This is a genomic window from Pseudomonadota bacterium (assembly GCA_008501635.1).
Lineage (GTDB): Bacteria > Pseudomonadota > Gammaproteobacteria > QQUJ01 > QQUJ01 > QQUJ01.
Map to the genome: position 1 here is coordinate 241,861 of QQUJ01000030.1, position 25,468 is coordinate 267,328.

The following is a 25,468-nucleotide window of genomic DNA, read 5'->3' on the forward strand; positions in this document are numbered from 1 at the left end:
GAAAGGCAGGGTATCCGTCCGCCAACCCATTCGTTTTCGTTCCCCGTACGGGCCGCGGCGCACACGTCGCCGGCACGCTGCTTATTCCTCCCCGCACCGCTGTTCCCTGAACTGCCTCACGAAGGCCGCCAACCGCCCCCCTGCGATGGCGGCGCGCAATCCCGACATCAGTTCCTGATAGTAATGGAGATTGTGGAGGGTATTCAGGCGGGCACCGAGGATTTCGTTGCACTTGTCCAGATGACGCAGATAGGCGCGACTGTAGTGCTGGCAGGTATAGCAGCCGCAGGACTCGTCGAGCGGCCGGTCGTCACGTTCGAAACGGGCGTGGCGGATCTTCAGATCGCCGTAGCGCGTGAAGAGATGGCCGTTGCGGGCATTACGGGTGGGCAGCACGCAGTCAAACATATCGATTCCCCGGCCAACCGAATCGACGAGATCCTCCGGCGTTCCCACCCCCATCAGGTATCGGGGCTGGTCGGCGGGCATCTGCGGGACCAGGTTGTCCAGCACCCGCCAGCGATCGATCTTCGGTTCGCCCACCGAGAGCCCGCCCACGGCATACCCGTCGAACCCGATACCGACCAGACCGGCCAGCGACTCAGTACGCAACAGATCATAGACGCCACCCTGCACGATCCCGAACAGCGCGGCAGGCGAGTCGCCATGGGCCGCCCGACTGCGCTCAGCCCAGCGCAGCGAGAGCTCCATTGAGGCGCACGCTTCGGCTGCGGTGGCCGGATAAGGCGTGCACTCGTCGAAAATCATCACGATATCGGCGCCTAACGCACGCTGGATGGCCATCGACTCCTCGGGCCCCATGAAGATCGGGTCGCCGTTGACCGGTGAGCGAAAATGAACGCCCTGCTCGGTGATCTTGCGCAACTCGCCGAGACTGAAAACCTGAAACCCCCCCGAGTCGGTCAGAATCGGCCCCTGCCAATTCATGAATCGGTGCAGATCGCCATGAGCACGGATTACCTCCAGCCCTGGGCGCAGGTAGAGATGAAAGGTGTTGCCCAGGATGATCTGCGCCCCCAGGGCGCTGAGTTCCTCCGGCGTCATCGCCTTGACGGTGCCGTACGTACCCACCGGCATGAAGGCCGGCGTCTCGACCGTCCCGCGCGGAAAGGTCAGGCGTCCGCGGCGGGCACGGCCATCGGTGGCGAGAACTTCAAACTGCATGTGACTCATCGTGGCTTCGCACACAACGTCATTTCGCGGAAAGATGCGGGATCTGCTTTTCTCATCCGGGCACATCCGGCTGCGGATTGCGGGTGATGAACATGGCGTCACCGTAGCTGAAAAAACGGTAACCCGCCGCAACCGCATGCGCGTAGGCCGACATCACCGGCCGGTAACCGCCGAAGGCGCACACCAGCATCAGCAACGTCGACTCAGGCAGGTGAAAATTGGTGATCAGCGCATCCACCACCCGCCACGCGTAGCCCGGGTAGATAAAGATGTCGGTCTCGCCCGCGTAGGGTCGCAGTGCGCCGTCGCGGGCCGCGCTCTCAAGACTGCGCACCGCCGTCGTGCCCACTGCGACCACGCGCCCGCCACGTTGGCGTGCGCGGTTGACCGCAGCAACCGCCTCGGGACCGAGTTGCAACCATTCACTGTGCATGCGGTGGTTGCGGACATCGTCGACACGCACGGGCTGGAAGGTTCCTGCGCCGACGTGCAACGTCACGAAAGCCGTTTCGATGCCACGTTGGCGCAGCCGGTCAAGCAGCGGTTCATCGAAATGCAGCCCCGCGGTGGGTGCGGCGACCGCGCCGGGGTTGCGGGCATAGACGGTCTGGTAACGCGTGCGGTCTTCGGGTTGGTCGTGACGTGCGATGTAGGGTGGCAACGGCATGTGCCCCAGGCGTTGCAGCATCTCCAACACCGGCTCCACGCCCGCAATGCGCAACACAAACAGATCCTCGCGCCGTTCGACAACCTCGGCGTCTACTGCGTCTTCGATGCAAATGAGTGTTCCGGATCTGGGGGCTTTGCTGGCGCGCACCTGGGCCAGCAGCGTATGGGTATCGAGCACGCGCTCGACCAGCACCTCAACCCGGCCGCCCGTACGCTTGCGACCAAAAAGCCGCGCCGGAATTACGCGGGTATCGTTGAAGACCAGCAGATCTCCGTCGCGCAGCAGTTCCGGCAGATCGACGAACCGTCGGTCGCTGACAGCGCCGCTTGTCCCATCGAGGCAGAGCAACCTGCTGCCCACCCGCTCCGCGAGCGGGTACTGGGCGATCTGTGCATCGGGAAGGTCGAAATGGAATCGAGTGCGCAGCATGGGGGGCGCATCTTACCGCCCCCACCCCTGCCACGGCCACCCTCGACGCACCGGCGCGGTGGGCGCGCAACCATACCAGACCCGGTGGCAGCCGCTCAAACCTTGAAGCGATTGACCAGCTGCTCCATGCGTGTGGCCAACGCGGCGACCTGATCCGCGGCATGCGCGGTTTGCTGGGCCTCATCGGCAATCGCCTCGGCCTTCTGGTTGGTGGCCACCACGTTGCGGTTGATCTCCTCGCTCACCGAGTTCTGTTCCTCGGCTGCGGTGGCGATCTGGGCGGTCATTTCGTTGATGGTCTTGATGCCGCCTGCGATCTCGGCGAGCGACTCCGCCACCTGATCCACCATATCGGCGCTCTGCTTTGCCTTATCGCGTCCCTTGCCCATCACCTCGACGGCGCGCGCCGCGCCCGCCTGCAATTGGGCAATCATCGCCTCGATTTCGCGGGTCGACTCCTGCGTGCGACTCGCCAGTGAGCGCACCTCATCGGCGACGACCGCGAATCCCCGTCCCTGGTCACCGGCCCGTGCCGCCTCGATGGCGGCGTTCAGCGCCAGCAGATTGGTTTGATCGGCCACGCCACGGATCACGTCGAGTACGGTACCGATCTCTTCCGATCCCTTGGCCAGATTGTTGATCACCTCGGCTGCCCCGGCAATCTGCACGACCAGGGCCTCGATGCCGCCCATCGCCTCCACCGCCTTCAAGGCGCCGGATTGGGCATTGTCGTTGGTCGATTGCGCGGTAACGGCGGCCTCCGCGGTATTGCGCGCCACCTCCTGAACCGTGGCCACCATCTCGTGCATCGCGGTGGCCAGCTGCGCGGTCTCCCCCTGCTGCTCCTTGACCAGTGTCACCGAATGTTCGGTTACCGCCGATGTCTGTTTGGCCGCGCCGCTGAGCTGCGATGCGGCACTGACGATCTCGCCGACCAGACCGCGCATACTCTCGGCCAGGGCATTGAAAGTCCCGGCGATGAGCGCCACCTCGGATGCGCCCGATTCGTCAACGCGTTGGGTCAAATCACCCTCGGCAATCCTGGCCGCCGCTTGCGATACGCCTATCAGGCGCCGTTGCAGCCCCTGGCGCACCACCAGGAACATGATCACCCCGAGCACCACGAATGCCGCCACCAGGCCTGCGCCGATCTTGGCGCTGAGCACGGCACCGATCGCCACCTGTTCCGTTATCGGCACCATCACCTCCAGGATGCCCACCACGTCGTTCAGCTTCCAATCGGTTTTGGGGCTCGATTCATGGCTGTTGTGGCAGCGCACACAATCCTCGCTCACCATGCGATCGGCGATCGCCACCCGCACGAACTCCTTGTCGCGCTGAACGACGGTTTCTTCCGGTGCCGCCCGAATTCGTGTCCACGCATCCTGCGCGAAGGCATCCAGCTGGCGATCCTTGCGCCACGGGAACGGGTAGGCGCTGTACTGACGAATGGAGAGTCCATCCTTGCCGAATTCTGCGTTGAGATCGTGAATGACGGTATCGGGCGACGGAATGTAGCCGATCCCCTTCGCCTTGTGCTCGTGAGAAACCTGAATCGGGTAGATGATCACGCGGGTCAGTACATTGTCGGCGTAGTAGTTGCGGATGGTCCGCATCTGATCGGCCGTTTGCCTGGCGGAGCGCACCGCGCTGTCGACCGCGTTGTTCTCGATGGCCTGGGGGATATAGATCGACAGGGCGCCAATCGCCATGATCGAAAACACCCCAAACGGAATCATCAGGCGCCATACGAGGCTACGGCGGCCACTCGCGGAACTTTTCATTGATATCCCCTTCAGCAAATCGCGCTCCACCCACCCGAATCATTCGGCTCGATCAGTTCTGTTTATTGTTCGGCACGCAAAATACCGCACATTTGTTGGATCTCCTACGATATCGGCGATCGCGGGTACTCCTTGAGTGCTTCCAATCAACGCTTGGCGCTCTACCGGGGTTTCCTTATAATCCGCCGTTCGCGCGCCGGGGTGGCGAAATTGGTAAACGCAGCGGACTCAAAATCCGCCGGTGGTGACACCTTGAGGGTTCGAGTCCCTCCCCCGGCACCACGATTCCCTCTCCCCCATCGTGTTGCCACTCCAAAACCGCTGCAATACGGCCCATAATGCGGGACAAGAACTAAAATCCCGCCATCAGCCAGGTCAACCGCATGTTTGGTACTCGATTTACGCTAGAAGTCCGCCCGCGGATTCCCAAAAAACTGGAACGCCTCCGGGCGCTCGCCGATAACCTGCTCTATAGCTGGGATCGTCGTGTGCGCGGCCTCTTCTACCGGCTCGATCACGAGCTTTGGCACAGCTCCAACCACAGCCCCAAGGTGTTCCTGCGGCGCATATCGCAGCGCCGCCTGGAGGATGCCGCGGAGGATCGCGTATTCATGGAGGAGTACAGCCGCGTCTGCTCGGCCTTCGACAGCTACATGCAAGAGCACGTGCAATCCGACGTGCGCCTGCTCTTCGACCCCAAACGCGACATGGTGGCCTACTTCTGTCTGGAGTTCGGCTTCCACGAAAGCCTGCCCCTCTACTCGGGCGGCCTTGGCATCCTGGCGGGCGATCACTGCAAAGCCGCCAGCGATCTTGGCCTGCCCTTCGTCGCGGTGGGATTGCTCTACCGGCAGGGGTATTTCACCCAAACTATCGATAATCACGGCAGTCAGATCGCCCACTACACACCGACCCATTTCGAGGATCTGCCGATCTCCCCGGCGCGCGATGCCGAGGGGCGCGAGGTGCATGTCCACCTCGACTTGCCGGGACGGCAGATCGAAATCAAAGTGTGGCGCGCACAGGCCGGGCGCATCAGCCTCTACCTGCTCGACACCGATCTCGATGTCAATGCCGAGCAGGACCGGCGCATCACCTATCAGCTCTACGGCGGTGACGAGAACGTCCGTATCCAGCAGGAACTGGTGCTGGGGGTGGGCGGGACACGGGCGCTGCGGGCGCTGGGTATCCAGCCCACGGTCTGGCACACCAACGAAGGCCACGCCGCATTCCTGATCCTGGAGCGCTGCCGCGAATGCCATGGCGCCGGGATGAGCTTTGACGCCGCCCTGGAGTTTGTGGCCGCGCATACCGTCTTCACCACCCATACACCCGTCTCTGCCGGTCACGACGTATTCGACCACGACACCATCAAACACTACTTCAAGGATCAACTCGGCGGTTACGGCACCACCCTGGAGCGGCTTCTGGAACTGGGCTCAAGTCCCGGCAATCAAGGCAGCTTCAACATGACCGCGCTGGCACTGCGCGGCTCGCGTTTTCACAACGGTGTCAGCAAGATTCACGGGCAGGTCGCCTCGCGCATGGAGGGGTATTGCTGGCCGCAGATCCCCCATGCGGAGAACCCGCTGGGCTACATCACCAACGGCGTACACGTGCCCACTTTTCTCGCACTGCAGTGGTCGAGTCTGTTCGATCTGCAGTTCAGCGCCGAGTGGCGCAATCAGCTGCTCAATCACGAGTACTGGCAGCGGCTCGACGATATACCCGATCACAATTTCTGGAGCGTGCGCCAGCTGCTGAAGTCGGAACTGCTCACCGATGTGCGGCGCCGTGCGATCCGTCGCCACCGGCGCAACGGTTGCAGCGAGGCACAGATCGAGCGCCTCACGCGTTTCCTCTCCCCCGATCACACCGACACCCTGATACTCGGCTTTGCGCGCCGCTTCGCCACCTACAAACGCGCGACGCTGCTGTTTCAGGATCCGGAACGGCTGGCCCGCCTGCTCAATGATCCGCATCGTCCTGTGGTGCTGATCTTCGCCGGCAAGGCCCACCCCCAAGACCTGCCGGGGCAGCAACTCATCCACACCATTCACGAATACTCGATGCGGCCGGAGTTCGAGGGGCGTATCGTGCTTTTGGAAGGGTATGATCTGGCGCTGGCGCGCAAAATGGTGGTCGGCGTCGATGTCTGGATCAACACCCCCGAGTACCCCCTGGAGGCTTGCGGCACCTCGGGGGAGAAAGCCGGGATCAACGGCGTGCTCAATCTCAGTGTGCTCGATGGCTGGTGGGGGGAGGCCTTCAACGGCAGCAACGGCTGGGGTATCACACCCCACGATCCGCATCTGGATCTCGCTGTCCGTAACCGCGAAGAAGGTCGGGAGCTGATGGATCTGCTGGAGCAGGAGGTGGCTCCGCTCTACTTCGACCGCGACGGTCACGGCTTCTCGGAGGGCTGGATCGAACGCTCCAAGAATTCCATGAAGACCCTCATCCCCCAATACAATTCTCAACGCATGGTGATGGACTATGTGATGCAGTACTACGGACCGGCCAATCTGCAGTACCAGACCCTGCGCGCCGCGGGCGGCGAACCGGCGAGCCGATTGGCCGAGTGGAAAAAGCGCATCGCTGCGGCCTGGCCGCACGTCACCATCCGCCGCCTCGATCAGGCCCGTGATTTCATCCTGGCCGGTGATGCGCTACCGCTGGACGTGGCGGTGCACCTCGGCGAACTGACGGCGGACGATGTGGTCGTCGAATGTCTGATCGGTCGGGATCAGGAGAACGGGGAGTTTACGATCCAGTCGCATTTCCCGTTGCACAAAACCGCCACCAACGAGCAGGGCGAAACCCTCTTTCACCTTGAACTGACCCCCAATCTGCCCGGCCTGCAGCACTACATGGTCCGGGTTTATCCCTACCACGAACTGCTCAGCAGCCCGTTCGAGATGGGCTGCATGATCTGGTTATGAGGCATACCACGAGACCAGCAGGTAGAGCAGACCGTTAGATGCCAACACCACCCAGCCGATGGCGCGCTGCAACCCCTCGGTCAGTCGGGTCCGGCCAAACAACGGCAGCAAATAGTGTTCGACGAAACCGCCGCCGAAGGCCTGCTGCCCGGCCTGCACGCGAAGGCGTTTTTCCAGCGGGGTAAGCGGGCACGTCCAGCCGACAACCATGATCAGCCCCGCCCAGATCGCGATCGGCAGCTGCAGCCAGATCAGCGCGGGCCACGCGAACAGCAACAGAGCACCGAGCAGAGCGAAGGCAACGAAGAGCAGGTGCACCGCCAACACCAGCTCCGCGATCAGGCGGTAGACCGGTTTCATCGTCCATAACTCTGCAGCAGACCCGCAAGCCATTTCGTATCCAACGCCTCCAGCCGCGACCATTCAAAGCGCCAGTTCCAGTTCCCTTCGCTGGTGCCGGGGGTGTTCATGCGGTGTTCGCGATCGAGCGCCAGGAGATCCTGCAGCGGCACCACCGCCAGTCGCGCTACCGAGCGCAGCGCGGCACGGATCAACGGCCACGGCATCGTTTCCTGCGGATGGCCGAGGTAGGCCAGCAATCGCTGGCGGGTCTCCTCGGGAAGCGCGGCATACCAACCCACGGTGGTGTCGTTGTCGTGCGTGCCGGTGTAGACGACCCGGTTCGAGCGATGATTGTGGGGAAGATAGGGATTGCTGCTGTCGCCATCGAAAGCGAACTGCAGGATACACATGCCGGGCAACCCGAACCGCCGGCGCAGGGTGTGCACCTCGGGGGTGATGTGGCCGAGGTCTTCGGCGATCAGGGGCAGCGATTCAAAACGCGCATGCAGCCATTCGAACAGCACCTCGCCAGGCACTTCCACCCACCTGCCCTCGCGGGCCGTCGCGCTGGACGCCGGGATCTGCCAACAGGCCTGAAAACCGCGGAAATGATCGACCCGCACCCAGTCGAAGAGCCGCAGCTGGGTTGCCAGACGCTGCTCCCACCAGGTAAAGCCCTCGGCAGTCATGCGATCCCAGTTGTAGAGCGGGTTGCCCCAGCGTTGCCCATCCGCCGCGAAATAGTCCGGAGGCACGCCCGCCACGAATCGCGCGTGTCCCTCCTCGTCGAGCATAAACAGATCCGGACGCGCCCACACCTCGGCGCTGTCGTGGGCGACGAAGATCGGCAGGTCGCCGAACAGCTTCACCCCTCTGGAGCGGGCGTGATCGCGCAGCGCCCACCACTGACTGAAGAAGAGGTATTGTTCGAAACGCTGCTGCCCGATCGCCTCCGCCAGCCGCTGGCGGGCGGCCTGCAGAGCCTGAGCGTCCCTGGTTCGCAGTGGTGCGGGCCACTCCCACCACGGCCTCTCACCCTGCTCCGCGCGCAGCGCCTGGAACAAGGCGTAGTCCTCCAGCCAGTGAGCGGTTTCGTTGACAAATGCAACGAAGGCGGTCTTCTCCCCGGGCTCGGCGTGCTGCTCGAACCGCTTCCGCGCCGACCGCAACGCGTGAACCCGGGCGGTCTCCGTCGCGTCCGTTCGCTCACGTTCGGCCTCCGTCAGCCACCCCTGTTTTTGCACCCGGTCGAGACTGATCAGTTGTGGATTGCCGGCATGCACCGAAAAGCTCTGGTAGGGCGAGCGATCGCGATGGGTCGGTCCGACCGGCAGCATCTGCCAGACGCTGAAACCGGCGTCGGCCAGCCAGTCGATAAAACGGTGTGCATCGGGTCCGAGATCACCATTGTCCACCCCGCCCGGCAGCGAGGCGGGATGAAGCAATACACCGGCGCGACGGCGATCGAGCGTGCGCCGGCTCATGGCTCCGGGGACTTCCCGGAGCGCATCACCCCGCCGCCGGCGGGCGCGCCGCCGCCTTGGGTGAAGGGACGATCGAGGTACTCCGGCGCCGGCACCTGCAGCAGCCGATACAGGGTGCTCAGCTGGCGGCGGAACAGGCGTTCGAAATCAGCCACCGAGTCGGCCGGATTGTAGTCGCCGAACCACCAGAACCAATCGGAACCCTCGCAGATGGCGAGTTGCCGCTCGGCCTGCTCGCGCGCCGTGCCAACCAGCCGTCCGTTCGCCACCTCGCCGTCGAAGGCCTGCTTGGCCGCCACCAGCATTTCCCAGCCACGGTTCTTGGCGGGGTCACCGATCCAGGTGGAAAAAGTCCCGTAGACCCAGCTGCCGGCAACGACCCCGGCCAGCCGCTCGTGGGGTTCTGCGGTGGCCAGCTGATCGCTGAACGTGCTGAGCAGCAGTTGCGGATGATCCGCCAACCGCCGATACAGCGCGCTGAGAAAGTAGTGACCGTTGTTGGGGTAGTATTCCCAGGCGTTCTCGCCGTCGAGAATGATCGAAACGCAGCGGTCGGCGATCTCGCGCGTCTCCGCCTCGATGCGCAGAAGATGGTTGATCAGATCGGCCACAGCATCGTCAGCGTGCCAGTCGGCATAGGTGAAGCCGATGAGATCGGAAAGCCCGTCATCCCGGAAAAAACAGGCCGCCGCACTCGCATCGATGCGATAGGGACGGTGCAACCACCGCTTGGTGGTATCGTCCGCCGCCAGCCCGAGATGATGGCGGCTGTGCCGCAGCACGTTCTCGCCGCTGGCACACCAGCGGAAACCGGCCTCACCCAGCATCCGCAGCGTGGCGGTGCTCACGCCGCCCTCCGCAGGCCAGCAACCCTCGGGACGTCTGCCGAAGTGCTCCTCGAAGAGTTGGCAACCGCGCTCGATATGCCACTGCACCCGGCTCTCACCGTCGGGGTAGGACGGCACATCGGGCAGTTCCACCCCCGGCATGGCCTCGCTGGCGCTCTGCAGATCGAGCAGCAACGGTGCGATGGAGTGAGCATAAGGCGTCACCGAGAGTTCCACCTTTCCCGCCTCGGCCAGAACGCGATAGCGTGGCAGCACCCCGGCGAGCAGATCGCCGATCAGCGACAGCAATAGCCGTCGATCCTGATCCGTGAAGTTGCAGCTCCGATCGAGCAAGGTGCGCACGCGCCTATCCTCGCGCCGTACCGTTTCTCCCAACCAGGCGATGTGATACCAGACCACGAGATCGACAAAGAACTGACGATTGAGGTAGAGAGCGTCCCGCGGAGACGCCAGCATGCGTTCGGCCAGATCCGCAATGCGCCGAAAGGGTGGAAAGGGATCGATCATGCGCTTGCGGTTGGCCCGCAGCAGCGCACGGATCAGCGCCGCGCGTTTCTGAATGTCGTCCGGGCACTCGCCGGTGGCCAGCAGCACCAGCAGCGGATCGCGCAGCTCTGTACCCCGATCGAGGTACTCGCGCACCTGGGTCGCGTAGTCATCGATCTGCTCCAGCAATGTCGGGGCAAAATTGACGACCGCCCGGGCGCCGGGCTGGGCCTCCAGATGAGCCGCCATGTCGACGTAGTCCTTGATGGCGTGCAGATAGACCCAGGGCAGCTGATAGACCTGGGTCAGCGGATCGGCGTAGTGAGGCTGGTGCATATGCCAGCACAACACCACGGGCAGGCGGGAAGCGGCACTCATGGCGATCAGCTAAGGCCGTGCCGATCCTGGCCCAGCATGTGCGGCGCCACCAGCACCACACCATTCGGTGTGATGTGAAAGCGTCGTGCGTCCTCCTCCGGATTCTCGCCGATGACGGTGTGCGGCGGCAGGGTACAGCCCTTGTCGATGACCGCCTTGCGGATCCGGCAGTGGCGACCGATCTCCACATCCGGCAGCACCACACACTCATTGATGTGACTGTAGGAGCGTACCCGCACGTTGGAGAAGAGCAGCGATCGCCTGACCCGCGATCCCGAAATCAGACAGCCACCGGAGACCAGCGAATCGACCGCCATACCGCGCCGGTCGTCATCGTCGAAGACGAACTTCGCCGGCGGCAACTGCTCCTGATAGGTCCAGATCGGCCACTCCGCATCGTAGAGGTTGAGCTCCGGAGAGACACCCGCCAGTTCCAGATTGGCCTCCCAGAAGGCGTCTACCGTTCCCACGTCACGCCAATAGTGCTGGCTGCCGCTCTTGGGGTCACGAAACGGGTAGGCGAAGACCTTGCGCCCGGTGATGGCCGCCGGGATCACATCGCCACCAAAATCATGCCGTGAATCAGGGTTCCGGCTGTCCGCTTCGAGCACCTCGTAGAGATAGCGGGTGCGAAAGACGTAGATACCCATGGAGGCCAGCGCCACATCGCCGCGACCCGGTAACGGCTGTGGGTCGGCCGGCTTCTCGGTGAACTTGACGATGCGCCCCCCGTCGTCAACCGTCATCACGCCGAAGGCGCTGGCCTGGTCAAGCGGTACCTCGATGCAGCCGACGGTGACATCGGCATCATGGGCCACGTGATAGGCGATCATCGAACCATAATCCATTTTGTAGATATGGTCGCCAGCCAGCACCAGCACGTACTCCGGCTGATGGCTGCGGATGATATCGATGTTCTGATAGACCGCATCGGCGGTGCCGGCGTACCACTCCTCGCCGGTACGCTGCTGCGCCGGCAGCAGGTCGATGAACTCGTCGAGTTCCGAGCGCAGGAAATTCCATCCACCCTGGATATGGCGTAGCAGGGAATGGGATTTGTATTGGGTAAGCACCCCGATACGCCTGACGCCGGAGTTGAGGCAATTGGAAAGCGGGAAATCGATGATGCGGAATTTGCCGCCGAAGGGGACGGCGGGTTTGACCCGCCAGCGGGTAAGATCATGCAACCGCGTGCCCCTGCCCCCCGCAAGGATCAGCGCCAGGGTGTCACGCGTCAAACGGCTGACGAAGCGTGCGCTGTAGCGAAATCCCATCCGATCACCCCCTCCTCAATGCATTGACACGCCGCGCCGATGCGACTGACCCATACAGCGCCTTGATAGTTATGGCGGAGAACCCGTTATCATGTAACGGGGCCGTTGGCACGATTCCGGCCGCGGCGCGCAGCGTAACAGTACCGCAAGCGCATGACATGCAGAATAACAATACTCCCCCTCCATGCAATTATAGATAGCCGAGTCGCAAGCCGATGAATACCACCCCGCCAACCGACCCGCCGTGGAGCGCGACCGATCTGCAGCGCCTCGCCGAGGCGCGCCACCACGACCCCTGCGCGGTGCTGGGTCGGCATGTTCACGCCGACCGGGCGTGGCTGCTCACCTATCTGCCCCATGCCACAGCAGCGTGGTTGGGAGAGGGAGACCAGGCCCTCCAGCGCCTGGCCGATACCGATTTCTTCTACTGTCGCACCGCCGGTCAGGAGCTTTCCACCCATCCCCTGCTCCGCTGGCGCGATGACGCCGAGCGCACCCACCAGCGGCACGATCCCTACAGTTTCGGCCCGCAGCTGGGCGATCTTGATCTCCACCTGTTCAGCGAAGGCCGCCACTGGCACGCCTATCGCTTTCTCGGTGCCCAGCCATGGCAGGTCGACGGTATCGACGGCACGCTCTTCGCCACCTGGGCCCCCAACGCGGAGCGCGTCAGTGTGATCGGCGATTTCAACGTCTGGGACGGTCGCGCCCACCCCATGCGGGTGCGCGGCGGCAGCGGGGTCTGGGAGCTTTTTCTCCCTGGAATCGAGGCCGGCAGCCTCTACAAGTTCGAGATTCGCAACCGCGACAGCGGCAACATCGCCAGCAAGCAGGATCCCTACGCACGGGCCTTCGAGATCCGGCCCCGGACCGCCTGTCGCGTAGCCGGCGCACCGCGGCATGTGTGGGACGATGCGGCCTGGATGGAGCAGCGCCGGCATCTCGACTGGCTGCATGCCCCGTTCTCGATCTACGAGGTGCACCTGGGCTCCTGGCAGCGCGGCGAGCAGGGCGGGTTTCTCAACTATCGGGAGCTGGCGCACCGCCTGGTCGAGTATGTCCGCGACCAGGGTTTCACCCATATCGAGCTGCTGCCGATTACCGAGCACCCTCTGGACGACTCCTGGGGCTACCAGACCTTGGGCTACTACGCACCCACCAGCCGCTTCGGCGACGCCGACGATTTCCGCTACCTGGTCGATCATTGCCATCGCCATGGCATCGGTGTGCTGCTCGACTGGGTGCCAGCCCATTTTCCGCGCGACGAGCATGGCCTGGCGCGCTTCGACGGCAGCGCGCTCTACGAACACGCGGATCCGCGGCGCGGCGAACACCGCGACTGGGGAACGTTGATCTTCAACTACGGGCGCAACGAGGTGCGCAACTTCCTGCTCTCCAGCGCCATCTACTGGCTCGAGGAGTTCCATCTCGATGGGCTGCGGGTCGACGCCGTCGCCTCCATGCTCTATCTCGACTACTCGCGTGAACCGGGTGACTGGATGCCCAACCGTTTCGGCGGCCGCGAAAACCTGGAAGCGGTCGATTTTCTACGCCAGCTCAACGCCGTCATTCACAAGCAGCAGCCGGGGGCGGTCGTCATGGCCGAAGAGAGCACCGACTGGCCCATGGTATCGCGGCCCGGCTATCTGGGCGGACTCGGTTTCTCCATGAAATGGAACATGGGGTGGATGCACGATACGCTGGAGTACCTGAGCAAAGATCCGGTGCATCGCCACTTCCACCACGACATGCTCACCTTCAGCCTGCTCTACGCCTTCAACGAGAATTTCATCCTGCCCTTCTCCCACGACGAAGTGGTGCACGGCAAACGCTCCATGCTCGACAAGATGCCCGGCGATCCCTGGCAACGCTTTGCCAATCTGCGCCTGATCTACACCTACCAGTTCACTCACCCGGGCAAGAAGCTGTTGTTCATGGGCAACGAGTTTGCGCAGGGCAAGGAGTGGGCCTTCGATCAGGAACTGGACTGGTGGTTGCTGGAACGTCCGGAACACCAGGGCATCAAGGCGCTGGTACGTGATCTCAATCATCTCTATCGCGACCATCCCGCCCTGCACGCGCACGACTTCGATGCCTCCGGTTTCGAGTGGATCGACTGTCACGATGCGGCGCAATCCGTCGTCAGCTTTCTCCGCTGCAGCGACCGGGAGCAGATCGTCGTCATCCTCAACTTCACGCCGGTCCCGCGCCACGATTACCGCATCGGTGTCCCGCGCACCGGCCTCTATCGCGAAGCCTTCAACTCCGACTCGACCTACTACGGGGGAAGCAATCTAGGCTGCGGTGGCCAGCTCAATGCCGACGGGAATCCCTGGATGGGGCGTCCGGCCTCGGTGACGTTGACCGTGCCTCCGCTGGCGGGGGTCATCCTGGTGGCCGCGGGTGACTGAAACCGTGCTTGTAATGGAGTGCGCAAACGGTCTCGGTAATGCGGGGCCGGTCTGCTAAGGTTGGGTCAGGGATAACACGCCGCGCGGGATCAGCGGCCGACCAGCGGAACACAGGGACATCCTCCAGTGACGAACATGCCGGCTGATATCAGCGAACACCGACAACGCGAGATACTCGCCAACACCCTCGATTACCTGCCGGTCGGCATCACCATCTACGACAGTGACCTGCGGCTGGTGGTCAGCAATCGCAAACTCGGCGAACTGCTCGATCTGCCCCCTGACCTGAACCGTCCCGGAACGTCGTTGGAGAGCATCGTCCGCTTTGCCGCCCAACGCGGCGACTACGGAGCCGGTGACGTGGAAGTGCTGGTGCGCCAGCGCCTGGATTTGACCCACCGGGCCGAGTACCACCGAATCGAGCGCGAGGTCTCGGGGAGGACCATCGAAATCCATGGCAATCCGCTGCCCGACGGCGGATTCATCACCATCTACTCCGATGTCAGCGAGCTGCGCGCAGCCGAGCGCACCAGCCGCGAGAACGAGCAGCGCTTTCGCCAGCTGCTCGACCTGGCGCCCATCCTGATCTGCGTCCACTCGGGCGGGGTCATTCAATTCATGAATCCGGCCGGTGCGCGCCTGCTGGGTGACGAAGATCCCGAGCACTGGATCGGGCGCGCCGTCCTCGACATGGTGGCACCCCAGGACAAAGAGATCGTCTGGTCGCGCCTGCAACAGCTCGACCACAAGGGCGAGACCCTGCCGATGATGGAGCAGCACTATCAGCGCCGCGACGGCTCCATCGTGGATGTTGCCGTTTCCGCAGCCCTGTTTCGCGTCAACGGACGGATGACCTTCATCACTGTCGCGCGCGACATCACCGAACTCAAACGCATCGAACGCCAGCTGCGCGCCAGCGAGGCGCGATTCCGCGATTTTGCCGCCGCCGCCTCCGACTGGTTCTGGGAGACTGACGAGCAACATCGCCTGACGTTTCTCTCGGAGCGCGGCTACGAGATCATCGGTCGACCGCAGAGTCAGGTATTGGGCAAGACCCGCCATGAGCTCACCGGCGCCGAAGAGCTGCACCAGAATCCCGACAAATGGCGCAGGCATCGCGACACGTTGGAATCCCACCAGCCCTTCCGCGGCTTTGAGTACCCGATTCAATCGGCCGGCGGAAAGCGCGCGATGATCTCCGTCAGCGGCACCCCGCATTTCGCCGAGGATGGCCGGTTTCTGGGGTACCGCGGTGTCGGCACCAACACCACCGCCCTGCACGAGGCCCAGACCCGGCTGCGCGACAGCGAACGTCAGCTGCGCACCATCCTGCAGGCCAGCCCGGTCGGTGTCGGCGTCGCCGATCTCGACAGTGGCAAGATCCGTTTCGCCAACGCCCGCTTCGGGCAACTGACCGGCCTTGGCGCCATGGAGGTCACCCAGCGCACGCTCGGCGAGCTCGTGGCGGAAAACGAAGACCGGGATACGCTGCAGGAGTTTCTGGACAACGACGGCGAGGTCATCGACTACGAGATCGAGCTGGTCCACGCCTCGGGTTCCACCTTCTGGGCTCTGATCACGATACGCACCATGCCGTTTGAGGAGGAGAGCGCGCTCTTCATCTGGATCTACGACATTTCGGAGCAGACCCGCACCCGCGAAAAGCTCGCCATGTTGGCTCATCTGGACGATCTCACCGGCCTGGCCAACCGGCGTGCTTTCCACGACGAACTGCGTCGCCAGCTCGCGCACGCCCGTCGTACCCAGCAGCCCATGGCGGTGCTGTATCTGGATCTCGATGGCTTCAAGTCGATCAACGACAATCTTGGCCACGAGGCCGGCGACCAGGTCTTGCGTGAGGTCGGGAAGCGACTGCGTCTGGCGCTGCGTGAAGGCGACCTCGTGGCGCGCGTCGGGGGCGATGAATTCGCCACGCTGCTGTGCGGCAATCTCCAAAGCAGCACCGCGGAAACCGTGGCGAGCAAGCTCATCGAGGCCGTGTCGGGGAGCTACCAGGTCGGCACGTCCAGCGCCCGCCTCGGGGCCAGTGTCGGTATCGCCCACAACGACATCAGCAACGAGGATGCCGATACCTTCATCAACCGCGCCGATCAGGCCATGTACACCGCCAAACGCAGCGGCAAGGGCCGCTACGCCCTGTGGTCACCGGATCTGCCAGCACCGCCGTGATTTGCAGTCCTGATCGAAACGCTGCGTCACGCTATCGAATGTGATGCTTTTGCGCGCAGCGCCTCGATCGACAACTCCGATGCATGGCTCTGCCCAGCGCTCCAGGCGGCTACACGGTCAGGTAAAGGCCACTATCGAATGCACGTTGCAGCGGATTTGACACTGCCAAACCAGGTCCTGTTAACAGGCCCCTGGGTACGCTCGGCTAGCAACTCACGCACCCGGGACCTCCGGCCGTCATCCCCCTTTGCAGGGGCGCGGCGGCATCCCTGGCATACTCCAGCATCGAACCGTCGTAGAGCTTCAGATTCTCGTATCCAAGCGACCGCAGCGTGAGGTAGGCTTGCGCGGCACGGTGCCCCGTGCGGCAGTACAGGACGACAGGCTGCGCGCTGTCGCTGACGCCAAGTGCGCGCAGGCTCTCCTGCAACGGCCCCGCTTCAAGGCGTTGAAAACGTCCGTCGAAGGCTACCGTCGCGTCCCAGGGCCACCAGCGCGCGCCGGGAATATGACCACCGCGCGGATCGCGCGGGTCACCACTGTACTCCTCACGGGTGCGCACATCCAGGAGCATGGCGTTGCCCTCGGCGGCAACGGTCTTCAGCGCCTCATGGGCGATGTCATTGTCGCGCCCCTGTCCCGCAACCGGCTGGTATGGTTGCGGTGTCGGTCGGACCCACCGGTTTTCCACCTTGCGCCCCTCGAGGATCCACTTCACCAATCCTCCGTCGAGGACCGAAACCGCCGCGTGGCCGATGCGCTCCAGTTCCCAGAACAGCCGTCCGGCGTTGAGGCCCCCTGCATCGTCGTAGATCACAACATGGTGATCGCGCCGGATTCCCAGCTCACCCAACAGGCGGAGCAACTGCGCATCCTCGATCCGCAGGACGACTCCGTCGCGGCGCCGTTGCACGAGGGCATCGTAGTGCAGTTGTACCGCGCCCGGGAGGTGAAAACGCTGGTACTGCATCGGGTCACCCGTCATATCCACTACGACAACGCCGCTGTCACCTGTCCGCGACGCGAGCCATTCGGTATCCACCAGCACGGGAGCGGCCTGCGCGTAGCTGCCGATCAGCGCGCACCAACCCATCAACACCGGTATCCATCGTTTCATCGTCATTCACTCCCAGCCAAACGCGGTCATCGCCAACACGCCGTACTCGATCACCCGATGCAGCACGCGACCGCGTCCGCCCTGCGCCGCACCCATCGGTACGAACAGCGGCAGCAGATGCTCGGGCGTCGGGTGATTGCGCTTCGCCTCCGGTCCTAGCTGTTCGTACGCCACCAGCGACGCGGTATCGCCCGCTTCGACGTGTGCCACCAGCCAGTCGTCGAACACCTGCGCATACCCCTGCGGCGCGGCTTCGCGGCGCTGCCCCCAAAAGGCGCGCAGATCGTGCGTCGCACCGCCGCTGCCGAGAATCATGACGCCTTCGTCACGCAGCGGGGCAAGCAACCCGCCGAGCCGGAAGTGGTGCGCGGCGGGCAGATGCGGCTGCACCGCCATCGACACCACCGGGATCTGCGCGTCGGGAAACATCAGCATCAGCGGCACCCAGACCCCATGGTCGAAGCCGCGCCGGGCATCGACCTGCACCACGCCGTGCAGCGGTTTCAATAAGACCGCGGCGCGTGCCGCAAGTTGCGCGTCGCCGCGCGCCGGGTACTCGAGATCGTAGAGCGGTGCGGGAAAACCACCAAAATCATGAATCGTCTGCGGGTAGGGATTGGCACTCAGACTCACAGGTGACGTTTCCCAATGCGCCGATACACACAGGATCGCCGCGGGAGGCGGCAGCGATGCGCCGAGTTCGCGGAGAAACCGAGCGGTCGCTCCGTGCTCCAGAGCCAAAGTTGGCGCACCGTGGGAGATGAACAGGGCCGGTTGGCGTAAGGTGCTCATGGTCATGAGTCTAGAACCTATCTCAGAATCCCGCGCGACCTGTGCCGGTCGCTCGCGGTTCGAGCGCCAGGCGCGGCGAGCGTGGTTGGGGCCCGGTGAGCCACGAATCCTCATCAATTTTGCGCAGCCGGCTCGTATAATGACCCCACGACTTCAACCCCACCGGCGTTTGCAGGAAATCCAACCAACATGAGCCAGGAACCCACGGATCTGGACACTCCCGAGTTGCAAACCGATATCGTCGCGTTCGACCGGGAGCGGGAAACGCTCTACGCCATTCGTCAACGTGTGTTTGTCGAGGAACAGGGCGTGCCTGAGGCCATCGAGCACGACGCGCTCGATCCCAGCTGCATCCACGTCCTGGCCCGCTGGCAGGGCGCACCTGTCGGCACCGGGCGCCTCACCCCCAACGGGCGTATCGGGCGCATGGCGGTACTGCCCGATCACCGCCGTTTCGGGATCGGCTCGGCGCTACTCGAACGGCTTCTCGACGCGGCGCGCGAGCGCGGCTTCAAAGAGATCGTGCTGGCCGCGCAGGTCTCCGCCATCACCTTCTACGAGCGCTTCGGTTTCAAAGCTGAGGGCGTGGTCTTCGAAGAGGCCGGTATTGATCACCTGATGATGCGGCGCACGTTGTAGCGCCGGCAGACCCGCCCTCCCCCTGCCATTTGCCTGACCGTTCGACCCAGGTTATATTACCTAAACCATATATATGGATACACGCATATGCTTCCCGAACTTTTCTTCAAGGCGCTGGCCGACTCGACACGCATGCGTGCCCTGGCCCTGATCGCCGACGCCGGGGAACTTTGTGTCTGCGAGCTGACCCATTCCCTCGAGGTGAGCCAGCCCAAGATCTCGCGCCACCTGGCACAGCTGCGCGAGGCCAATGTCGTGCAGGACCGGCGCGCGGGGCTCTGGATCTACTACTCGCTCCACCCCGAACTTCCCGCCTGGGCGCGCGCGGCACTGACCTCCACGCTCCAGGGTATAGGCGAGCAATCGCCCTTTGCGGCCGACCGGCTGCGGCTGCAGCGGATGACCGATCGGCCGCGCACCGCACGCTGCGCCTGATCGGCCACGACCGAAGGAGAACGAACACGTGAGCATTGGTTGTGAAACCGCCGCCAAGCAGGCGAGCGGCGCCCCCATGGGAATCTTCGAGCGCTACCTGACCGTCTGGGTGCTGCTCTGCATCGTGGCGGGCATTGCGCTCGGTCGGATATTCCCGCCCCTGTTCCAGAATCTCGGGCGCCTGGAGATTGCGCAGATCAACCTGCCGGTCGCAGTGCTGATCTGGCTGATGATCATCCCCATGCTGCTGAAGATCGACCTGCGCGCGCTGGGCGGCGTGCGCCGCCACTGGCGCGGCGTGGGCGTCACGCTGTTCGTCAACTGGGGGGTAAAACCCTTTTCCATGGCCCTGCTCGGCTGGTTCTTCATCGGCTGGCTGTTCCGGCCCTGGCTGCCGGCCGAACAGATCGACAGCTACATCGCCGGGTTGATCATCCTCGCCGCCGCGCCCTGCACCGCCATGGTCTTCGTCTGGAGTCACCTGATGCGCGGCGAACCCCACTACACGCTGTCGCAGGTCGCGCTCAACGACGTGATCATGATCTTCGCCTTCGCGCCCATCGTCGGCGTCTTGCTGGGAATTTCGGCCATCACCGTGCCGTGGGATACGCTGTTGCTCTCGGTACTGCTCTACATCGTGGTGCCGCTGCTGTTCGCCCACTTCTGGCGCGGCTGGCTGCTCGCCAGTGGCGGACAGCAGCGGCTCGACCGGATGATCCAGCGCCTGCAGCCCTTCTCGCTCGCTGCACTGCTCGCCACACTGGTGCTGCTGTTCGGCTTTCAGGGCGAACAGATCATCGCCCAGCCGTTGATCATCGCGCTGCTCGCGGTGCCGATCCTGATCCAGGTGTTTTTCAATTCGGGGCTCGCCTATCTGCTCAATCGCGCGGTGCGCTCGCCGCACTGTGTCGCCGGCCCCTCGGCGCTGATCGGCGCCAGCAATTTCTTTGAACTCGCCGTAGCGACCGCCATCGCCTTGTTTGGATTCGAGTCCGGGGCAGCGCTGGCCACGGTGGTGGGTGTGCTGATCGAGGTGCCGGTGATGCTGGTGGCGGTAAAGGTGGTCAATAATTCGCGCCGCTGGTACGAGCGGCGTGAAGGTATTGTACCGGACGAAGAGTGCTGCCCCCCGACGGCGCAACTCGATCACGGTTCTTGAGGTGGGCAGGTCGAGGGACGTAACACGATGACCACGCACGGCGGTGCTCCTCCTGCCGTCCGGACTGGCGAGCGCGAAAGCGCAATTCTCCTTGATACGGCATGGCTAGAGGAGCGTATGGACGATCCCCTGCGCATCATCGTGGAGGTTCGCCTGGTTCAGCCTTGCAACCAGGAGTATGCGCTCTGATGTTCGATGCACTGGCCAATCTGATCGCCTACCAGCTGCTGGGGCTCGATCCGTCCAGCAGGTTGGGTGCGGCTCTTCATTTTTTTGTCATGGATACGACGAAAATATTTGTTCTGCTGATTCTGATCGTCTACGCGATGGGGTTGCTACGCGCCATGCTGTCGCCCGAGCGTGTGCGTGATTACGTGCGCGGGAAACCGAAGTGGCTGGCCCGCACCAGCGCCATCACATTGGGTGCAATGACCCCGTTCTGTTCCTGCTCCTCGGTCCCGCTGTTCATCGGTTTCGTGGAGGCCGGCATTCCCTTGGGCGTGACCTTCTCGTTTCTAATCGCCAGCCCCATGATCAATGAGGTAGCGGCGGTGATCCTGGTGGGAATATTGGGCTGGAAGCTGGCCGCGCTCTATGTCGTCGCGGGTCTGACTGTCGCCTACGCGGGGGGTGCGGTCATCGAGCGCTTCCGGCCCGAGCGTTGGGTGGAGGGTTACGTCTGGAAGATCCAGATGGGGGAGTTGAACGTCGCCGCGCCCGATACATCGCTCGCCGGCCGCCATCGCTACGCGGTCGCCCAGGTTCGCGAAATCGTCGGGCGCATCTGGAAGTGGGTATTGCTGGGAATCGGCGTCGGTGCCCTCTTCCATGGCTACATCCCGGAATCATGGGTGGTGGAGCATCTGGGTGGCACCGGCAACTGGTTGGCGGTGCCGGGGGCGGTACTGCTGGGGGTTCCCCTCTATTCCAACGCCACCGGCGTTATCCCCGTCGCCGAGGCGATGCTGGCCAAGGGTGTCGCAATGGGCACCACTCTGGCCTTCATGATGAGTATCGCCGCGCTGTCACTGCCCGAGATGCTGATTCTGCGCAAGGTGATCCACTGGCGGGGGCTTGCCCTGTTCGCGGGCGTATTGGCCATTGCGATTACGCTGGTGGGTTGGGGTTTCAATTTACTGGCTTGAGGAAAAACGATGAAACGGATCAAAGTACTGGGCAGCGGTTGCGCCAATTGCATCACCACGGCGCGCCTGGTCGAAGAGGCAGCCAAGGCGAAGGGCGTAGAGATCAAACTCGAGAAGATCGAGGATGTCGCCGAGATAATGCGCTATGGCGTCATGTCGACCCCTGCCGTGGTCGTAGACGACAAGGTTGTGCATGCGGGTAGTGTCCCAGCCAGAGAAACCGTCAGCAGCTGGTTTTGATGTCCATCTGTCCGGGCATGCTGCCCACCACCTGATCAACACCTGTGTCGTAGTCCTTCGATGAGGTTAAATACCTGGTGCGGGGCGAACAATCAGGCATTCCCGGTTTCGCGGGCGAACACTGGTTTGCCTGGGACGCAAGGGTGACCTCGCGCCTCGAGTATCGATACGCCTTCGACGATGCTCTCGATGGCGCCCAGGTGGAGCCCTGTCTCGGGACGCGACATCCAGCGCGGCTCCATCGCCCAGGTGTTGAAGCGAGTGCGGGGTATTGCGAATCTGTTATGAAAAGCCTGAATCCATGAACTCGATTCACGATCACACCGGACACCGCCACAGCGCAGGCAGTGGACGTAGCCTCATGATCGCGTTGATGCTGACCCTCGGCTATGCCGTGGTGGAGGCCGTCGCGGGCTGGATCTCCGGTTCGCTGGCGCTGCTCGGCGACGCCGGCCACATGCTCACCGATGGATTGTCGCTGGCCATCGCCGCCTTCGCGGCGTGGCTGGCGCAACGACCGCCCTCGACACGTCACAGCTACGGTCTGGGCCGCGCCGAACTGCTGGCGGCGTTGCTCAACGCGCTGTTCATGATCGCGATCGTCGTTGCGATCACCAGCGCGGCGGTCGATCGCCTCATGACCCCGCGCCCGGTGGCAGGTGAGGCGGTGGCCATCGTGGCGGTCATCGGGCTGCTGATCAATTTGGCGGTGATCTGGCAGTTGACCCGCGCGGAACGGAACATCAACGTGCGCGGCGCGCTGTTGCATGTGCTGGGCGATCTGCTGGGTTCGGTGGCGGCGCTGATCGCCGGTGTCGTGATTACCGTCACCGGCTGGACCCCCATCGATCCGATTCTCTCACTGGTCATCGTCGCATTGATTCTCTTCTCGAGCCTGCGCCTGCTGCGCGATGCCTTGCATCTGTTGCTGGATGGCGTGCCGCACGGCATCGACCTGCCGGCGGTGGGCCGCGCGCTGGCCGAGTTGGAGGGTGTCATCGAGGTTCACGACCTGCACATCTGGCGGCTCTCAGCGGAGCGTACCGCGCTCTCGGCCCATCTGGTGATCGACAAGCCGCAGCACTGGCAGCAGCGACTCGCCGCAGCGCAGGCGCTGCTGCGCGAAACCTTTGCCATCGACCACGCCACGCTGCAACCCGAACTTTCCGCCCCAGAGTCTGTGCTGTTGCAACTCAAAAGTCCGGATGCGGGATGACTCAAACTCCGGCAATCACGCCTCAGCGCGTCCGCAGCGAGGGGTCGATACATCTCCTGCTTTCTGAAGCTTTCCTGTTATCCCCTTGGGATTGCAGCGAAAACAGGTGCCCCAAAGGCTCGACTGCGGTAATCTATGTCCCTGCTTTGTTGCAGGACATTTCCAAGCCAGGGAGGAGATGCCCGCAGAGACGGGCACACTGGGGACCCATGAACATCAAGAAGATCGAACGACGCACCGCGCAACTCTACGACGAAGGGCTGTACTGCGCCGAGAGCGTGCTGCAGGCCGTGTCCGAGGCGAGCGGTCATCGGTGCGACTCGCTGCCCGGCATTGCCACCGGCTTCTGCAGCGGTATGGCGCGCACGGCGGGACCCTGTGGTGCGCTGAGCGGGGCGATCATGGCGTTCGGACTGGAGAGCGGCCGCACCGGATCGGGCCAAAGCGTCGAGCGCACCTACTCCCAGGTGCAGCGCTTGATCGACGAGTTCGAAAACCGCTTCGGCTTCAGCAACTGCGGAGATCTGCTCAACTGCCATCTCGGCACCGTCGCGGGTCAGGAACGGTTTCGCGAGCAGCGGCTGGCCGAACGTTGCCGCAGTCTCACCATCGGCGCCGCGGTCATCGCCGCCGAGATCATCGAGGCCGACCGCAGCGCCGACGACGCATCCAAAGCTAGCTGAAGAGATAGCCGATCAGATCGCCGAATCCCCAGATCAGCGTTCCGCCTATCAGCATGTAAAGCCCGTGCCCTTCGATCTCCCAGATCGACTCCTGTTCGCCGGCCGCGCGCACCATCGAACGTTTGGCCTCATCGACCGCCCAGTCGCGCTGGCTTTGCGACACGAGCTGGGTGCGCCAGCGCCGCAAGCGCTGCGAGTGATCGCGGATCTGACTGGAGGTGAGCAGGATGCCAATGGCAACCACCGCCGAACCGGCCCGCGAGAACCACTCCCAGTTTCCGCCTTGCACGCTAAAGAGCGCTCCAAACGCAAGGATCAGCGCGACCACCACGTAGGCCACGCGTGTTTTTCCGGACATCGTCGCTTCCTCACCGCACGTTCACCCTGATTCTAGAACCTATCTCGATATCCCCCACGTGCTGTGCCGACAGGATGGCCGGCCTCTGCTTAACTTTGAGCCAGAGCGTCCAAACCGTACTCACTTCTCGGAGGCGACCATGCGCAGGCTCGCGATCATCTTTGCCGTTCTGGTACTCACATCTCCCACGCGTGCCGAGGAACTGCCGATTTTCGATGCCCACATCCACTATAGCCATGACGCCTGGGCGCCCTATCCACCGGACAAGGCCATCGCAATACTTCGCGCGGCGGGACTCTCGGGCGCCCTGCTGTCGAGCTCCAACGACGAAGGGCAGCAGCGGCTGTATGCGCTGGCCCCCGATCTCATCGTGCCCGAGCTACGTCCCTACCGGCGTCGCGGGGAGACGCAAAGCTGGCTGCGCGATGGGACGGTGCTGGACTATCTGGAGCAGAATCTCGTCCAACGCCGCTACGTGGGCATTGGTGAGTTTCATGTCGATGGCGCGGACGCCGATCTGCCCGTCGTCAAACGGACCGTTGAACTCGCCCGGAAACACCAGCTGATTCTCCATGCCCACTCCGACGCCGACGCCATAGAGCGGCTGTTCCAACAATGGCCGGAGGCGCGTATCCAATGGGCGCACGCCGGTTTTGCGTCGTCCGAGCGTGTTGGCGCCATGCTGCGCAAATACCCCAACCTGTGGTGCGACCTCTCTTTTCGCTACGAGGTTGCCGGCGACGGCGAAATCGCCCCCCATTGGCGTGCGCTGTTCCTGGAGTTTCCGGACCGGTTCATGGTGGGTACCGATACCTACACGCCTGGACGTTGGGATGAAGTGGTCAGCCACGCCCGGTGGGCACGTGCCTGGCTCTCCCTGCTGCCGAGAGAGGTGGCCGAGCGGATCGCGTGGAGGAATGCCGACACCCTGTTCGGCAAATGGCGCGAGTGACGCGACAAAGCAGGGTTGGTGGCGGGAGTTCGATTTCGAAGGAGCGCCGCCACCGGATCGGCCCGACGTTTTTTGGCGGACACGGTCGCTTACCAACTGTGGATACTCCACCGGGTAGAGCCGGTGGCTTGGTTGCGACTGAAAGCCGGATCGATCGGCCATCCGGCCGATGTGCAACCCGAACATTGTTTACGAATTGAACCGGGCACATGGTTTACACCTTAGTCACTGATGTGATGCCATTGTTTTGGCATCAGTATTTGTTTGGTTCGTTGGTTGAGGATGCCCAGTCGATGAAAG

The 25,468-nt window shown here is 63.4% G+C and carries 21 protein-coding genes and 1 tRNA gene; 12 read left to right on the forward strand and 10 right to left on the reverse strand.

Annotation, left to right across the window (positions count from 1 at the left end):
* Window positions 1–81: 81 nt before the first annotated feature.
* The 3 genes from DWQ09_18450 to DWQ09_18460 all read right to left on the reverse strand — a co-directional run bounded on the left by DWQ09_18450 (window position 82) and on the right by DWQ09_18460 (window position 4,077).
* The gene (locus tag DWQ09_18450) at window positions 82–1,185 is read right to left on the reverse strand and encodes a tRNA guanosine(34) transglycosylase Tgt (protein KAA3626199.1); all 1,104 of its coding nucleotides are present in this window, start codon (window positions 1,183–1,185) and stop codon (window positions 82–84) included.
* Between the two features lie 61 nt (window positions 1,186–1,246).
* Window positions 1,247–2,293: a tRNA preQ1(34) S-adenosylmethionine ribosyltransferase-isomerase QueA gene (locus DWQ09_18455; GenBank protein KAA3626200.1), complete on the reverse strand. Its 1,047-nt coding sequence runs from the start codon at window positions 2,291–2,293 to the stop codon at window positions 1,247–1,249.
* Window positions 2,294–2,388: 95 nt separating this feature from the next.
* On the reverse strand, window positions 2,389–4,077 hold the full coding sequence (locus tag DWQ09_18460; GenBank protein ID KAA3626201.1) for a methyl-accepting chemotaxis protein: 1,689 nt from the start codon (window positions 4,075–4,077) through the stop codon (window positions 2,389–2,391).
* Between the two features lie 195 nt (window positions 4,078–4,272).
* Here DWQ09_18460 and DWQ09_18465 point away from each other — a divergent pair.
* A tRNA-Leu gene (locus DWQ09_18465) sits at window positions 4,273–4,359 on the forward strand.
* Between the two features lie 101 nt (window positions 4,360–4,460).
* Window positions 4,461–7,019, forward strand: a complete 2,559-nt coding sequence (gene glgP, locus DWQ09_18470) for an alpha-glucan family phosphorylase (GenBank protein ID KAA3626202.1) — start codon at window positions 4,461–4,463, stop codon at window positions 7,017–7,019.
* Here the strand turns inward: glgP and DWQ09_18475 are convergent.
* Genes DWQ09_18475 through glgC form a run of 4 tightly spaced genes read right to left on the reverse strand, consistent with a single transcriptional unit; the run spans window position 7,014 to window position 11,831 of the window.
* Window positions 7,014–7,379: a DUF2784 domain-containing protein gene (locus DWQ09_18475; protein ID KAA3626203.1), complete on the reverse strand. Its 366-nt coding sequence runs from the start codon at window positions 7,377–7,379 to the stop codon at window positions 7,014–7,016. The genes glgP and DWQ09_18475 overlap by 6 nt on opposite strands.
* Complete coding sequence (malQ, locus tag DWQ09_18480; GenBank protein KAA3626204.1) at window positions 7,376–8,845, reverse strand: 4-alpha-glucanotransferase; 1,470 nt, start codon at window positions 8,843–8,845, stop codon at window positions 7,376–7,378. The genes DWQ09_18475 and malQ overlap by 4 nt, the downstream gene beginning before the upstream one ends.
* Window positions 8,842–10,557, reverse strand: a complete 1,716-nt coding sequence (locus DWQ09_18485; GenBank protein ID KAA3626205.1) for a glycoside hydrolase — start codon at window positions 10,555–10,557, stop codon at window positions 8,842–8,844. The genes malQ and DWQ09_18485 overlap by 4 nt, the downstream gene beginning before the upstream one ends.
* Before the next feature lie 5 nt (window positions 10,558–10,562).
* Window positions 10,563–11,831 (reverse strand): glucose-1-phosphate adenylyltransferase, encoded by a 1,269-nt coding sequence (glgC, locus tag DWQ09_18490; GenBank protein ID KAA3626206.1) that lies wholly within the window; start codon window positions 11,829–11,831, stop codon window positions 10,563–10,565.
* A 215-nt stretch (window positions 11,832–12,046) separates the two neighbouring features.
* On the opposite strand from glgC, the gene DWQ09_18495 reads away from it, so the two are divergent.
* Entirely contained in the window at window positions 12,047–14,242 is a 2,196-nt protein-coding gene (locus tag DWQ09_18495) for a 1,4-alpha-glucan branching protein GlgB (protein ID KAA3626207.1), read from the forward strand.
* Between the two features lie 135 nt (window positions 14,243–14,377).
* Window positions 14,378–16,432: a PAS domain S-box protein gene (locus tag DWQ09_18500; protein ID KAA3626208.1), complete on the forward strand. Its 2,055-nt coding sequence runs from the start codon at window positions 14,378–14,380 to the stop codon at window positions 16,430–16,432.
* Window positions 16,433–16,637: 205 nt separating this feature from the next.
* Here DWQ09_18500 and DWQ09_18505 read toward each other — a convergent pair whose 3' ends face one another.
* A complete protein-coding gene (locus DWQ09_18505) occupies window positions 16,638–17,555 on the reverse strand; it encodes a sulfurtransferase (protein KAA3626209.1) in 918 nt (305 codons plus the stop codon).
* A complete protein-coding gene (locus DWQ09_18510) occupies window positions 17,556–18,341 on the reverse strand; it encodes a dioxygenase (GenBank protein ID KAA3626239.1) in 786 nt (261 codons plus the stop codon). It lies immediately after the preceding gene.
* 189 nt (window positions 18,342–18,530) lie between these two features.
* Between DWQ09_18510 and DWQ09_18515 the strand changes: the two genes are divergently transcribed.
* The 7 genes from DWQ09_18515 to DWQ09_18545 all read left to right on the forward strand — a co-directional run bounded on the left by DWQ09_18515 (window position 18,531) and on the right by DWQ09_18545 (window position 23,858).
* Window positions 18,531–18,980 (forward strand): GNAT family N-acetyltransferase, encoded by a 450-nt coding sequence (locus DWQ09_18515; protein KAA3626210.1) that lies wholly within the window; start codon window positions 18,531–18,533, stop codon window positions 18,978–18,980.
* An 87-nt stretch (window positions 18,981–19,067) separates the two neighbouring features.
* Window positions 19,068–19,415, forward strand: coding sequence for an ArsR family transcriptional regulator (locus DWQ09_18520; protein ID KAA3626211.1), 348 nt, complete (start codon window positions 19,068–19,070; stop codon window positions 19,413–19,415).
* A 76-nt stretch (window positions 19,416–19,491) separates the two neighbouring features.
* The gene (gene arsB, locus DWQ09_18525; GenBank protein KAA3626240.1) at window positions 19,492–20,574 is read left to right on the forward strand and encodes an arsenical-resistance protein; all 1,083 of its coding nucleotides are present in this window, start codon (window positions 19,492–19,494) and stop codon (window positions 20,572–20,574) included.
* Between the two features lie 188 nt (window positions 20,575–20,762).
* Complete coding sequence (locus DWQ09_18530) at window positions 20,763–21,719, forward strand: permease (protein KAA3626212.1); 957 nt, start codon at window positions 20,763–20,765, stop codon at window positions 21,717–21,719.
* Between the two features lie 9 nt (window positions 21,720–21,728).
* On the forward strand, window positions 21,729–21,959 hold the full coding sequence (locus DWQ09_18535; GenBank protein KAA3626213.1) for a thioredoxin family protein: 231 nt from the start codon (window positions 21,729–21,731) through the stop codon (window positions 21,957–21,959).
* Between the two features lie 301 nt (window positions 21,960–22,260).
* Entirely contained in the window at window positions 22,261–23,175 is a 915-nt protein-coding gene (locus DWQ09_18540; protein ID KAA3626214.1) for a cation transporter, read from the forward strand.
* Window positions 23,176–23,384: 209 nt separating this feature from the next.
* The gene (locus tag DWQ09_18545) at window positions 23,385–23,858 is read left to right on the forward strand and encodes a C_GCAxxG_C_C family protein (GenBank protein KAA3626215.1); all 474 of its coding nucleotides are present in this window, start codon (window positions 23,385–23,387) and stop codon (window positions 23,856–23,858) included.
* Here DWQ09_18545 and DWQ09_18550 read toward each other — a convergent pair.
* Entirely contained in the window at window positions 23,851–24,216 is a 366-nt protein-coding gene (locus DWQ09_18550) for a hypothetical protein (GenBank protein ID KAA3626216.1), read from the reverse strand. The genes DWQ09_18545 and DWQ09_18550 overlap by 8 nt on opposite strands.
* A gap of 139 nt (window positions 24,217–24,355) precedes the next feature.
* Here DWQ09_18550 and DWQ09_18555 point away from each other — a divergent pair, with 139 nt between their 5' ends.
* Window positions 24,356–25,168 (forward strand): amidohydrolase, encoded by an 813-nt coding sequence (locus DWQ09_18555; protein KAA3626217.1) that lies wholly within the window; start codon window positions 24,356–24,358, stop codon window positions 25,166–25,168.
* The last annotated feature ends 300 nt before the right edge of the window (window positions 25,169–25,468 follow it).

Excerpts from the sequence above, each read along its gene's own strand:
- glgC (KAA3626206.1), bottom strand. The coding sequence starts at position 11,831 with ATGGGATTTCGCTACAGCGCACGCTTCGTCAGCCGTTTGACGCGTGAC.
- DWQ09_18540 (KAA3626214.1), top strand. The coding sequence starts at position 22,261 with ATGAACTCGATTCACGATCACACCGGACACCGCCACAGCGCAGGCAGT.
- DWQ09_18555 (KAA3626217.1), top strand. The coding sequence starts at position 24,356 with ATGCGCAGGCTCGCGATCATCTTTGCCGTTCTGGTACTCACATCTCCC.
- DWQ09_18530 (KAA3626212.1), top strand. The coding sequence starts at position 20,763 with ATGTTCGATGCACTGGCCAATCTGATCGCCTACCAGCTGCTGGGGCTC.
- DWQ09_18495 (KAA3626207.1), top strand. The coding sequence starts at position 12,047 with ATGAATACCACCCCGCCAACCGACCCGCCGTGGAGCGCGACCGATCTG.
- DWQ09_18515 (KAA3626210.1), top strand. The coding sequence starts at position 18,531 with ATGAGCCAGGAACCCACGGATCTGGACACTCCCGAGTTGCAAACCGAT.
- DWQ09_18550 (KAA3626216.1), bottom strand. The coding sequence starts at position 24,216 with ATGTCCGGAAAAACACGCGTGGCCTACGTGGTGGTCGCGCTGATCCTT.
- DWQ09_18510 (KAA3626239.1), bottom strand. The coding sequence starts at position 18,341 with ATGAGCACCTTACGCCAACCGGCCCTGTTCATCTCCCACGGTGCGCCA.
- DWQ09_18485 (KAA3626205.1), bottom strand. The coding sequence starts at position 10,557 with ATGAGTGCCGCTTCCCGCCTGCCCGTGGTGTTGTGCTGGCATATGCAC.
- DWQ09_18520 (KAA3626211.1), top strand. The coding sequence starts at position 19,068 with ATGCTTCCCGAACTTTTCTTCAAGGCGCTGGCCGACTCGACACGCATG.
- DWQ09_18500 (KAA3626208.1), top strand. The coding sequence starts at position 14,378 with ATGCCGGCTGATATCAGCGAACACCGACAACGCGAGATACTCGCCAAC.
- DWQ09_18535 (KAA3626213.1), top strand. The coding sequence starts at position 21,729 with ATGAAACGGATCAAAGTACTGGGCAGCGGTTGCGCCAATTGCATCACC.
- DWQ09_18450 (KAA3626199.1), bottom strand. The coding sequence starts at position 1,185 with ATGCAGTTTGAAGTTCTCGCCACCGATGGCCGTGCCCGCCGCGGACGC.
- glgP (KAA3626202.1), top strand. The coding sequence starts at position 4,461 with ATGTTTGGTACTCGATTTACGCTAGAAGTCCGCCCGCGGATTCCCAAA.
- arsB (KAA3626240.1), top strand. The coding sequence starts at position 19,492 with ATGGGAATCTTCGAGCGCTACCTGACCGTCTGGGTGCTGCTCTGCATC.
- DWQ09_18455 (KAA3626200.1), bottom strand. The coding sequence starts at position 2,293 with ATGCTGCGCACTCGATTCCATTTCGACCTTCCCGATGCACAGATCGCC.
- DWQ09_18475 (KAA3626203.1), bottom strand. The coding sequence starts at position 7,379 with ATGAAACCGGTCTACCGCCTGATCGCGGAGCTGGTGTTGGCGGTGCAC.
- malQ (KAA3626204.1), bottom strand. The coding sequence starts at position 8,845 with ATGAGCCGGCGCACGCTCGATCGCCGTCGCGCCGGTGTATTGCTTCAT.
- DWQ09_18545 (KAA3626215.1), top strand. The coding sequence starts at position 23,385 with ATGAACATCAAGAAGATCGAACGACGCACCGCGCAACTCTACGACGAA.
- DWQ09_18460 (KAA3626201.1), bottom strand. The coding sequence starts at position 4,077 with ATGAAAAGTTCCGCGAGTGGCCGCCGTAGCCTCGTATGGCGCCTGATG.
- DWQ09_18505 (KAA3626209.1), bottom strand. The coding sequence starts at position 17,555 with ATGACGATGAAACGATGGATACCGGTGTTGATGGGTTGGTGCGCGCTG.